Origin of the sequence: Streptococcus suis (genome assembly GCF_024509555.1) — a bacterium.
Taxonomy (GTDB): domain Bacteria; phylum Bacillota; class Bacilli; order Lactobacillales; family Streptococcaceae; genus Streptococcus; species Streptococcus suis_AD.
In genome coordinates this window covers 16,820-28,116 of record NZ_JAMWEL010000027.1, presented here as the reverse complement: position 1 = coordinate 28,116, position 11,297 = coordinate 16,820, and the positions used below count along the sequence as shown (strand labels likewise).

At 41.5% G+C, this 11,297-nt stretch carries 13 protein-coding genes and 1 pseudogene; 7 read left to right on the top strand and 7 right to left on the bottom strand.

All coding sequences use genetic code 11. The features are described 5' to 3' along the window. Positions 1–123: 123 nt before the first annotated feature. Positions 124–258 (bottom strand): annotated as a pseudogene (locus NF418_RS09640) (cyclase family protein); the annotation flags it as partial. 184 nt (positions 259–442) lie between these two features. Between NF418_RS09640 and NF418_RS09635 the strand changes: the two are divergent. Continuing rightward, the gene (locus NF418_RS09635) at positions 443–982 is read left to right on the top strand and encodes a biotin transporter BioY (RefSeq protein ID WP_256779456.1); all 540 of its coding nucleotides are present in this window, start codon (positions 443–445) and stop codon (positions 980–982) included. A gap of 11 nt (positions 983–993) precedes the next feature. On the opposite strand, the gene NF418_RS09630 is transcribed toward NF418_RS09635, so the two are convergent. After that, complete coding sequence (locus NF418_RS09630; protein WP_004194749.1) at positions 994–1,209, bottom strand: YdbC family protein; 216 nt, start codon at positions 1,207–1,209, stop codon at positions 994–996. Between the two features lie 92 nt (positions 1,210–1,301). On the opposite strand from NF418_RS09630, the gene NF418_RS09625 reads away from it, so the two are divergent. After that, the gene (locus NF418_RS09625) at positions 1,302–1,625 is read left to right on the top strand and encodes a hypothetical protein (protein ID WP_256779455.1); all 324 of its coding nucleotides are present in this window, start codon (positions 1,302–1,304) and stop codon (positions 1,623–1,625) included. Between the two features lie 17 nt (positions 1,626–1,642). On the opposite strand, the gene NF418_RS09620 is transcribed toward NF418_RS09625, so the two are convergent. Both NF418_RS09620 and NF418_RS09615 read right to left on the bottom strand, forming a co-directional pair. Beyond that, the gene (locus NF418_RS09620) at positions 1,643–2,929 is read right to left on the bottom strand and encodes a peptidase U32 family protein (protein ID WP_172081154.1); all 1,287 of its coding nucleotides are present in this window, start codon (positions 2,927–2,929) and stop codon (positions 1,643–1,645) included. 297 nt (positions 2,930–3,226) lie between these two features. Continuing rightward, positions 3,227–4,156, bottom strand: coding sequence for a peptidase U32 family protein (locus NF418_RS09615; RefSeq protein WP_105144757.1), 930 nt, complete (start codon positions 4,154–4,156; stop codon positions 3,227–3,229). Between the two features lie 160 nt (positions 4,157–4,316). Between NF418_RS09615 and NF418_RS09610 the strand changes: the two genes are divergently transcribed. After that, positions 4,317–4,628, top strand: coding sequence for a DUF3270 domain-containing protein (locus tag NF418_RS09610; RefSeq protein WP_256779454.1), 312 nt, complete (start codon positions 4,317–4,319; stop codon positions 4,626–4,628). 503 nt (positions 4,629–5,131) lie between these two features. Here the strand turns inward: NF418_RS09610 and NF418_RS09605 are convergent. Both NF418_RS09605 and NF418_RS09600 read right to left on the bottom strand, forming a co-directional pair. Beyond that, entirely contained in the window at positions 5,132–5,596 is a 465-nt protein-coding gene (locus tag NF418_RS09605) for a phage tail protein (protein ID WP_256779453.1), read from the bottom strand. An 87-nt stretch (positions 5,597–5,683) separates the two neighbouring features. Next, positions 5,684–6,619 carry a manganese-dependent inorganic pyrophosphatase gene (locus tag NF418_RS09600; protein ID WP_024387158.1) on the bottom strand — a complete coding sequence of 312 codons (936 nt, stop codon included), beginning with the start codon at positions 6,617–6,619 and terminating at the stop codon, positions 5,684–5,686. Between the two features lie 138 nt (positions 6,620–6,757). Here NF418_RS09600 and NF418_RS09595 point away from each other — a divergent pair, with 138 nt between their 5' ends. Further along, positions 6,758–8,455: a M3 family oligoendopeptidase gene (locus NF418_RS09595; RefSeq protein WP_256779452.1), complete on the top strand. Its 1,698-nt coding sequence runs from the start codon at positions 6,758–6,760 to the stop codon at positions 8,453–8,455. Between the two features lie 183 nt (positions 8,456–8,638). Here NF418_RS09595 and NF418_RS09590 read toward each other — a convergent pair whose 3' ends face one another. Beyond that, positions 8,639–8,980, bottom strand: coding sequence for a winged helix-turn-helix transcriptional regulator (locus tag NF418_RS09590; RefSeq protein ID WP_256779451.1), 342 nt, complete (start codon positions 8,978–8,980; stop codon positions 8,639–8,641). 155 nt (positions 8,981–9,135) lie between these two features. Between NF418_RS09590 and NF418_RS09585 the strand changes: the two genes are divergently transcribed. The 3 genes from NF418_RS09585 to NF418_RS09575 all read left to right on the top strand — a co-directional run bounded on the left by NF418_RS09585 (position 9,136) and on the right by NF418_RS09575 (position 11,297). Then, a complete protein-coding gene (locus NF418_RS09585) occupies positions 9,136–9,675 on the top strand; it encodes an NADPH-dependent FMN reductase (protein WP_256779450.1) in 540 nt (179 codons plus the stop codon). A 167-nt stretch (positions 9,676–9,842) separates the two neighbouring features. Next, on the top strand, positions 9,843–10,463 hold the full coding sequence (locus NF418_RS09580) for a thioredoxin (protein ID WP_256779449.1): 621 nt from the start codon (positions 9,843–9,845) through the stop codon (positions 10,461–10,463). Positions 10,464–10,478: 15 nt separating this feature from the next. Then, positions 10,479–11,297 carry a cytoplasmic protein gene (locus tag NF418_RS09575; protein ID WP_256779448.1) on the top strand — a complete coding sequence of 273 codons (819 nt, stop codon included), beginning with the start codon at positions 10,479–10,481 and terminating at the stop codon, positions 11,295–11,297.

The following is an 11,297-nucleotide window of genomic DNA, read 5'->3' as shown; positions in this document are numbered from 1 at the left end:
ACATCCATTTTTACAATCACCAACGTTTTCAAGAACGCAACAACGGCCTTGCCCCTCTTGAAATGAGGAACAAGGCCGTCGCCTAATCTTTTATTATTTCATTGTCCACTTGACAGGGAGCTGTTCATGAGTAAACAAGGCCTTTTTCTCCAAGGCTGGAAGAGCAGGAAAATGCGGGCTGTTTTCATTGATTTGATGGGTCAAGTCCACCCAGGTTTTAGATTTAAGGGTACGGTAAATTTCAAGTAGTTCTGACATGGCAATTCTCGCTTTCTTTTTTTATTATTCTAACATGAAAGTAGTAAGTCTACTAATATATATTTTCTATCTACTCCCATAAATAAAAACTATAACCATGTTACATCCGATGACCCTAGCATTGACTTTTAAACCTAGAATGTCTATACTTTTGTTAACCTAAAAAAATATAAAGGATAACAAAATGACGAATCAATCGACAAAATCCCTTGTTTTCATCGCTATCAGTACAGCTATTATTGCTGCCTTATCACAAATCAGCATATCTATCGGGCCTGTTCCCTTTACTCTACAGACCTTGGCTATCGGCTTAGTAGCTTGTTTATACAAGCCGAAAGAAGCCATTGCAAGTGTTGGACTCTATCTGAACATAGGAGCTATCGGACTTCCTGTCTTTGCTGGATTTTCGGGTGGATTTGCTGCTCTCATGGGACCAACTGCTGGCTTTTTATGGGGCTTCTTAATCTATGCCGCTATTACTTCAGTCCTCACCAAGTCAACTTCTTCACCTGTGACTGTTTTCTTAGCCTGTCTATTAGGAACCGCAAGTTGTTTCCTTTTAGGCTGTTTGGTCTTTAAGCTTGTTTCAGGTGCTAGCTGGTCAGATACCTTAGCCTGGACAGTCCTTCCCTTTATCCTACCAGACTTGGTCAAAATTTCCATTGTTACTCTATGCCACCGCCTATTGCAACCTATCACCAAAAAAGAAGCCTTTTTCTCCTAGGCTTCTTTCATTTATTTATTAGCAAAGGCATCCAAGAGAACTTGGAATTCTTCATTGCTGAGCGTGATTCCCTTGCCCATCTTAGTGTGGTCAGGGCTCCAGGTACGGATATCATACTTGGCTGGTGCGCCATTAAATGATACACGATTGAGTTCCTTGGTCCAACCCTTATCATTTTCAGATAGGACCAAGAGTTTTTCTTCGATTTCAAATGTAAATTCTGCCATTTGTTACCTCCTTCACTTATTTGTTCGAAAAAACTTGTCATTTTTGCGAAAATTGGATACTATAATTATAACAAGTTTGAAAGGATAATGCCATGAAGAGATTTTTGGAAGTTATTTTAGAGCAGGTCAATATCTTTTTGGGCAATGGCAAAGCTCCTAAGACCATTGAGCCTGACAGCAAGGAAGAGATTAAGAACAATTTAGAACTAGCACTCTACAAGAAAGCCGCCATTCATGTTATCTATAACGACCGCAGTTTTACAGGTGATATTGTCAAATACGATAAGGAACGCCAACGGATCATCATGAAAAATTTCAAACGTCGGGTAACTAGCATTATCAATATCCAAGATATTAAGAAGCTTACCCTGGTTCCAGAAAGTGTAAAAACCTCTCAAAAACAAATAAAAGGCTGAATTTCCAGCCTTTTATTTTATGCTCTAATAGTCAATGATTGACCATCTTCTTGGTAGAGGTTGATGAGGCCTGATTTGCAGGCACGAACCATATCACCAGGATAGATTTCACGGTCTAGTTTGATCGTCAAGAGTTCCATTGGCTTGTTGGCACGTTCAATTTTCTCACCTGTCGAATCACGAAGGTCTTGAATGGTCGTCTCAAAGTGACGGAAACCTGGTCCGTAGAACTCCACTTGGTCACCTTCGTTGATGACATTGCGTTGGCGAATGGTGGCAGTCATGGTTTCCTTGTCAAAGGCCACTACTTCGGCGATGAATTTGTATTCTGGAATTTTACGGCGGGCACCGAAGAGCTGTTCGTTTTCGCTCGGTGGACTGTAGTAGAAACCTGTTGCCAATTCCCGTTGGGCTACCTTCCACATTTCGTCAATCAGGTCTTGCTTGATGGCTTCAAATTTTTCCGGACTTTCCAGATAGGCATCGACTGCCGCCTTGTAACAATTGGTTACGGTTGACACGTAGTGGACAGATTTCATCCGGCCTTCAATTTTTAGGCTATCGACCCCATTTTCAATCATGTCTGGAATATGGTCGATCATACACATATCCACCGCAGACATGGAGAACTCCTCTGGTATTTCCCCCTTAATCGAACGACGTTCTTCACCAAATGGGAGGTCGTAGAGATTGTACTTCCAACGGCAAGACTGGGAGCAGCCACCGCGGTTGGCATCGCGTTTGCTCATGTGGTTGGAGAGAACGCAGCGGCCTGAGTAGGAGATACACATGGCTCCGTGAACAAAGGCTTCGATTTCAACGTCTGTCCGTTTGCGGATTTCAGCCACCTCTTCCATGGTCACTTCGCGAGCCAAGACAACACGGGTCAGGCCTAATTCCTTCCAAAACTCAAAGGTTTCATAGTTGGTCGATGAAGCCTGGGTAGACAGGTGGATTTCAAGTCCCGGCGCCTCTGTCGCACAGATGACAATGAGGGCAGGGTCGGACACGATAACGGCATCCAAGCCCATGTCACGCAATTCGCGGAACCAGGCTCCTGCCCCTTCTTCATTACCCTCGTGGGTGACCATATTGGCCGCTACATAGACCTTAGCACCACGGGCATGGGCATATTCAATCCCTTCCCGCATCTCGTCCATGGTAAAGTTACCGGCCCGGCTACGCAGACCGTAGGCCTGACCACCGACAAAGACAGCATCGGCACCATAATCAATGGCAACCTTCAATTTCTCCAAAGTCCCAGCAGGTGACAAGACCTCAGGACGCTTTAATGTTTTTGACATCATGTAAAATCTCCTCTATTTGCGACGGTTTCCACATGAAACGATACTTTTTCATGTGGAAACCTAGTGCAGAGTTTAGAAAATCGCCCAAAGGCGTTTTCGTGCTCTGACCTTACATTGTAAGTGACAGAGCTAACTCTGCCAGGATAGAATACTGTAAACGATCTTGTTTCACTCGGAAACCTAGGGAAGAGATTAGAAAATCGCCCAAAGGCGTTTTCGTGCTCTGACCTTACATAGTACACGACAGAGCTAACTCTGCCAGGTTAAAGTAAATAAATTGTGATAAAACTATTGTTATTTAACCTTATTGCGGTCAAATTCATAGAAACCAGTGTCCAAACCACGTTCAGCTGGATGGAGCTTGCGAACCTGTTCGTCTAGCAGAAAGGCCTGATCATAAGTGAATTCGCCTTTTTCAATCAAATCTCTTGCTTGAACAAAAAGCTTAGCAATTTCAACAAAGTTCTGTCCAGGGCAATAGATACCATCAAGTTTCCAATTATGATAACCATGTTCATCTAATTCTGACAGCTTGGTCATCATATCAATGTCATTGTTGATAAAGATATGCGTACCATGCTTATCTTCAAAGATAGAATAGTGGCTATCTGGGTCGCTCGGCTCAGCTAAGAAAAGTCCGCGTCCACGTGACAAATCTGTCTCATCAGCCTTTGTAAAATTGTAGTAATTTTGCAATAAGGTCCGCTTGGAATGGTGAATAACAGAGGCGCCGTAGACCAAGATTTCCGCTGGTATTTCTAAGTTCTTAGCAATATCAAAGAGTTCTTCTGATGGAATCTCTCTTGCCAAAACAGCCTCCACTGCTCCATGATCTTTCCAAAAGTTAATCTGACGGCTGGATGTCACAAAGACAGATGTATCATAGATTAGCTTGAAATTGTAGCCATCACGCTTATTGATATAGAAAATTCCAGTATCTCCGACAACCAGATAATCAACCTTGATTTCCCTCATTAGCTCCATAAACGGTTTGATATTGTCCATCATATCTTGGTGCATCAGAGCATTGGCTGCAACAGTCAATTCCTTTCCTGCTCCGTGGACCAGCTCCGCTATTTCCCGAAGCTCATCATAGGTAAAATTTGTTGGAATGCGGAGGGCATGGTCGGCTTCGCCAACATAAATGCGGTCAACACCTGCCGCTAGCAGTTCCTTGACCTGTTCAATACTTTCAGCTGTTGCTGTAATGATAATTTTTCCCATAAAGTTAATTATATCACAAACATTCTCTTTCATGATATAGCTACATTAAATTTAATGTTCAGACTTTTTTAATCTATCTCTTGTAACCGTATTGTAATATTACTGACATAAAAATTCATAATTGTTATGTTATGCTTTAAGAAGCAGAAAAGGAGACGATATGGCTTTGAAACAATATCAGTCCCAAAAATACCAGTACGAAGACAATATCCTGAAAGAGAAAAAAACTCAATTTCAATCCTATCAAGTTAAAAATCCTAACAATGAACGCATCTCAGAACTCTTATTTTTTGTAAATATTGTTTTGTTTAGCTTGATTACTGTAATCTCCTGTTATATCTATTTATCGCTGGATATGCCTGTATTACCTGCATTTTTACTAGCGAGTGCAACAGGGTTAGTCGGACTTCGCTTGGTTCAATTTGGACTTAGACAAAATAATAAACGATTAAAAAATAAGATAAAAAAATAAACAGAGAACTGAGTATATTCTGGTTCTTTGTTTTTTATTTTTTCATATGCATCATCAAACTATTGTAATTTGCACTTAGAAAAGGACAAGCTTGAGTGCAGAGATTATTATCCCGCTCACAAAATAGTATTAGTGTTCTAAAATTTAAAAACCTAGATATGCCCTGTTTCTATTTCCGTTTGCGATAATCGTCACTCACAATAAATGGAAACTACATTTCTATCATTCGACAGATGATACTTTGACTAAAACCAAACTATTTGTTTCAAATATTTCTAACTAAACATTATTACTTATTTTTTAAGTTATACATATTTCAATAACTAGCTATCGCTTATTTTTAGTGCTAAATATATTGTTGTAATGACCCAACAATTAAAAAATGTAAGCCGATTTTCAATAATTTGCAGTCTAAATTTTGAGATAAAAATGAAAATGGAGTCTGGCTAAAACCTAACTCCACTCCTTAACGGCTCTAACTAATGTTATAGCAAATCATTAACTTACAAATACTGGCCCTTGACAACAAAGAAGGTGCCACGAATTTCGCCAGCTAGTTTGGATCGTTGGCGGGCAAACTTGAATTTGCCTTCAAATTCTTTGGGAATGTCAATGCCGTCTGACAATTTGAATCCGACAGCTCGTTTGCCTCCTTCTTCTAGCGTATAGAGGACATTGACAGCCAGGCCATTGTCATAAAAGACAAATGACCAGAGAACGCCATCTACCTCAAGCTGAGCGACATTGAGCGGAGTGTAAGGAAAAACCATGTCCCGCTCTGCCAAGACCTGCTCGATGAAGGGCAGGATTTCAGGCTTCTCTTCTGGTGTATAGACCACGAACTCCTGCTTGTATTTGTTCCAGAAATAGCGGGCTTCGTTGGCACGCAGACCTGCCAAGACTTCTGCGACTGGACTAGTTTCTAAACCTGTCGTTTCGACTTCTTTAAAATTTACTGTATAAGACATGATTTTCCTTTCAATAAAGAAAGCACCCGAAGGTGCTAGGTTAGGTTTCCCTACCAACTTCAGGTTCGAGGTAGGTAGAAAAATTCATTATGCGTTAAATGCTTCTGTTAATTGCGGTACAACCTGTTTCTTACGTGAAACTGCACCAGCAAGGAAGGCATGGTTGTTTTCCAACTTGAAGTTGAAGGCCGCTTCCACCTTATCCATGTTGCTACCGAGCGCAAGGATTTCAGAGTTTGAGTTAACGATGTCTGTAATCATGAGGACAAAGTCAGAGTAGCCATTTGCTGCTGATGCTGCTGTCATAGCTGCTTCGATTTCTGCTTGGCGTTCCAAGACTTCTGCAATATCAACAGTGTTGACTTGGGCTACACGCACGTCATTTCCGTTCAAACCAAAGGTTTTTGCGTCGATGTCAATCAATTCTTCTGCTGACTTGCTAGCAAGATTGGTACCTGCTTTCAAGAGTGCCAAGCCATATTCTTCCAAGTTCACACCAGCAATTTCTGCCAATTCAGCCGCTACTTGTGGGTCTGTTGCATGAGTTGTTGGCGATTTGAGCAAGAGTGTATCTGAAATCAAACCTGACAAGAGGAGGCCCGCTACTTCTTTTGGAGGCGTCACACCATTTTCTTTGAAGGCACGATAAACGATTGAAGATGCTGAACCAACTGGCTCCAAACGCATGTACAATGGGTTTGCAGTTTCAAAGTTTGCGACACGGTGGTGGTCAATAACAGCTGCCACTTCCACATCCTTGATGTCTGCGATTGATTGTTGGAATTCATTGTGGTCTGTCAAGATGACTTGGCTAACGCCTTCTGCCTTAGCAGACTCAACCACGCGCGGTGCAGTAACACCAAAATAGTCAAGCGCAAACGCTGTTTCTTCATTTGGTGTTCCAAGTGCAACTGCTTCCGCATCACGACCAAACACTTCACGCTCCAAGTGAGCCCAGCCGTATGATGATGCAATGGCATCTGTATCAGGATTTTGGTGACCAAAAACTAAAAATTTAGACATGTCTACAACCTCATTTTTTCTAATAATCTCCTACATTTTACCATAAATAGAAAGACTTGTGAACATGAACGGGTCAGGATTTGCCAAACGTTTTCAAAAAGAGTAAGATAGTAGGTAACAATACAAAAGGAGAAAGTTATGAAATTTTCAGACTATACCTATGTCCGTCCCGATTATGAAGCCATTAAGGCTCAATTTACTGAGCTAACCGATCAGTTAGCTCAAGCAAGTGACTTGGAAACAACTCGTACACTTGTGGTAGCCGTTACCAAGTTACTCAGCTTGGTCGATACCCAGTACAATCTCTGGATGATCCGCCACACCATCGATATGAACGATGAGTTCTACAATGAAGAAACCAAGTTTTGGAATGAATATTCGCCACTTTTTGAAGAATTGACCACCAACTACTACCGTGTCATCGTCCAGACGCCTTACAAGGAAGAGTTGTCAGATATCTTGCCTAAAACCTTCTTCATGCTGGCTGAGAACAAGCTCAAGACTTTCTCATCAGACGTCATTCCATTACTGCAAAAAGAAAATGAATTATCTGATGAATACAGCAAACTGATTGCGGGTGCGGAGATTGATTTCCAAGGACAGACTTACAACTTGGCACAAATGGGGCCATTCGGTCAAGCAACTGACCGCGAGGTCCGCAAGGCTGCTTCTGCTGCTACAACTGCCTTCTTTGAAAGCAAGGAAGCTGATTTTGACCGTGTTTACGATGAATTGGTCAAAGTCCGCACGGAAATCGCCCACAAACTTGGCTTCAAGGACTATGTAGAATACGGCTACCTCAAGATGAACCGTTTCGACTACAATCGTGACATGGTCAAGGTGTACCGTGAAGAAATCCTCAAACATATCGTACCAATTGTACAAAATCTGCGTCAACGCCAAGCCAAACGCTTGCAGGTGCCAAGCCTCAAACACTACGACCTCAATCTTGAGTTCTTAGACGGCAATGCGGTGCCTCAAGGTGACCCTGATTTTATCGTCAGCCAGGCCCAAGACATGTACCGTGAATTGTCCGCAGAAACAGGCGAATTCTTCGACTTCATGATTGAGCATGAACTCTTGGACTTGGTTGCAAAACCAGGCAAAAACAGCGGTGGTTACTGTACCTATATCCCAGACTTCAAGAGCCCATTCATCTTCTCCAACTTCAACGGAACCAGCGGTGATATTGATGTCTTGACCCACGAAGCAGGTCACGCCTTCCAAGTCTATCGTTCACGTTGGATTCAAAGTCCAGAAGTTGTTTGGCCAACCTACGAAACCTGTGAAATCCACTCCATGTCTATGGAATTTATGACGTGGCCATGGATGGACCGTTTCTTCAAGGAACAGGTGGATAAGTATAAGTTTACCCACTTGGCAAGTACCCTTCTCTTCTTACCATATGGTGTCTTGGTAGACCACTTCCAGCACGAAGTCTATGAACACCCAGAGATGACACCAGCAGAACGCAAGGCAACTTGGAAAAAACTCCAAGATCTCTACTTGCCAGACCGTGACTATTCCGAGTCAGAAGCCCTCAACCGTGGTATCTTCTGGTACCGTCAGGGGCATATCTTTGCCAGCCCATTCTACTACATCGACTACACCTTGGCACAAGTTTGTGCCCTCCAATTCTGGAAACGTACGCAGGTAGATCACGATGAAACTGCTTGGGCAGACTACATCCGCATCTGTGATTTGGGCGGCACCAAGTCCTTCCTACAAGTGGTTGAAGCCGCAAACCTCCAATCACCGTTCAAAGAAGGTGCTCTTGAAAGCACAGCCAAGGCTGCTGCCGATTGGTTAAATGCAGTTAAGGATGACGAACTATAAAAGATAAAAATGGGAGTGGGACAAAAATCGGTAACCCGCAGGGTTCGATTTTGTCGTCCTACCCCCGCACAGTTGAGTAGGGCTGTAAAAGCTGATAAAATCAGCTAATTAGAGCCCACTCAACCACTGCGTCAAGTTTAACTATTGAAAATAACTAATGAGGCCAGGACTTTTGTCCCAGCCTCATTTTTTTGCTTTGACAAATTCGATGTACTTATCCCCAAAAACTTCAATTTGCTCCAAAACCAACTTAAATTCCTGACCAATCTCACTCAGTTCATATTCTACTTTTGGCGGAACCTGTGCATAAACCTTCCGAGTGATTAAACCATCATCTTCCAGCTGACGCAACTGCTTGGTCAAAGTTGCTTGGGAAATCCCTGTCAATCGACGGTGCATTTCATTAAACCGAATAGGACCTTCTTCGATATGATGTAGTAATAAGATACTCCATTTGCCAGATAAGACACTTTGAGTGGTCACATAAGGACACTCCGGAACCGTATGTTGTGTGAAAGTTGCCATAATTTCTCCTTTATTTTCCCTTGATACTACACATTACTTTATAAAAAGATAGTGACTATTCAAAAAAATCGTACTTGTAATATTTTTAGTACCTGTTACAATAATACCATAAACTGCGAGAGCAGGGAAGAAAAAATTTTTAGAGATATAACATTATGAAAAACATTTTATTTATCGTCGGTTCATTACGTGAAGGTTCATTCAACCACCAAATGGCTAAACAGGCTGAAAGCATCTTAGAAGGTCAAGCAACTGTATCTTATCTTAACTATAAAGAAATCCCACTTATGAATCAAGACCTTGAAACACCAGTCTTGCCAGCTGTCCAAGCTGCACGCGATGCGATTATGGCTGCAGATGCTATCTGGATTTTCTCACCAGTTTACAACTTTGCTATTCCAGGTACTGTGAAGAACTTGATTGACTGGCTCAGCCGTGCCCTAGACTTGTCAGAAACACGTGGCCCATCTGCCCTCCAAGATAAGATTGTAACTGTGTCATCTGTAGCAAATGCTGGACACGAGCCAATGTTTGCTAGCTACCAGGCACTCCTACCGTTTGTTCGTATGCAAGTCGTTGGTGAGTTTACAGGTACAACTGTCAACCCAGAAGCATGGGGAACTGGACAGTTGGTATTGTCAGAGGAAGCCATCGCTGGTCTGCAAGCTCAAGCTCAAGCTTTGTTAGATGCTTAGATTCTACAGGTCAATATACATCCTTCTATGATCTTTATCGAGTTGAAGATGATAAAATTGCAGAACTCTGGGATGTTGTTGTACCAATCGAGGAAGATTCCAAAACTTCCAATAGCAATGGTAAATTCTAATCAAAAACCAAGAAAATAAGATGAAAGAAAATTAAAATGAAACTATATTACATCATCGATGCTTATTGTGGTTGGACCTACGGCTTTAACCACATTTTCACAAAATTCATGCAAGACCATCCTGACATAGAAATAGAGGTCATTAACGGAGGTTTGTTTGTCGGAGATAACAAAAAGAAAATGGTTGATTTCCAGCAGGCACAGACCATCAACAAACAAATCGAAAGCTATTACCAAATGTCTTTTGGCGATAACTACAATCAATTGTTTAAGGATAAGGACTTTACCATGGACTCCCTTGGTCCTGCTATAGCCTACTCAGTCTTGAAAAACTATGTTGAGACACCTAACCATGCTCAGCTAACATTAGATATTCAAGCCTTATTTTTTGAAGATGGGTTAGACCTCAGTCAAGCAGACAGTTACACCAGCCTAATCGGTAGCTATCAGTTACCTACAAAGGCTATGGAAGAACTATCAAGCATCTTGAATCAACCAGAAAGTCTACACCCAGACTTTATCAAGGCTTATGAAATGGGGGTAACCTCTTTCCCAACCTTATTACTTGAAAAAGACGGGAACTTCTTTAATCTTATTAACCAAGTACGCACAGTAGACGATTTGAAAAAAAATTTCCAAGCAGCTATTACGCAATAGAAAGGGCAACTATTTATGGAAAAACATTATAAGCTACAAAATGGAACAGAATTACACATCTTTACAAATGACGAATCAAGTTTTATGGTTACGGCGACCTTAATCATTAAAAATGGTAAGGCTCTCCTTGTAGGTTCAGGGTTTAAACAATCAGAAGGAGAGCGAATTGTTCGCTATCTACAAGACGCGCAACTGACATTAGAAAAAATCTTTATCATTCAAGGGGATCCAGACTATTATTTTGCTCTTGAGCCTATCAAAAAATCATTCCCAGAAGTCATTGTCTATGCAACGTCTTATGTTATCGACCATATTTTAAAAACAGTATCAAAAAAATTACAGGTATGGGGCGGCTCTTTAGGTGACCAAGCTCCTAAAAATATTATTTTACCAGCGCTCATTCAAGAATCTACATTAGAATTTGAAGGTGATAAATGGGAATTTTTCGGTAGTGAACCAAGTCAAATCAATCTTTGGAATGCAGAAACCAAAACCATTATTGGCGGTATCAATACCTTTAATCAAATTCACCTCTTCTTAGCAGATTCACAAACTACCGAGCAATTGAAAGCCTGGCAAGATCGATTAAAAGATATGAAGGCACTGGATGCCTCTCTCATTATTCCAGGTCATGCAGATAGTGAAGGTTCATTTGATTCTCAAGCACTTGATTTTTCAATTGCCTATATTGAAGTAGCAATCAAATTAAAAAAAGAAGTCAAGGACTCAGCTACTTTTATCGCTAAAATGAAAGAAGAATTCCCTAATCTTCGTAACGAGGGAGTCTTAGAATTGAGTGCTAAAGTCTTAACAGGTGAAATCCCATGGGGGTAA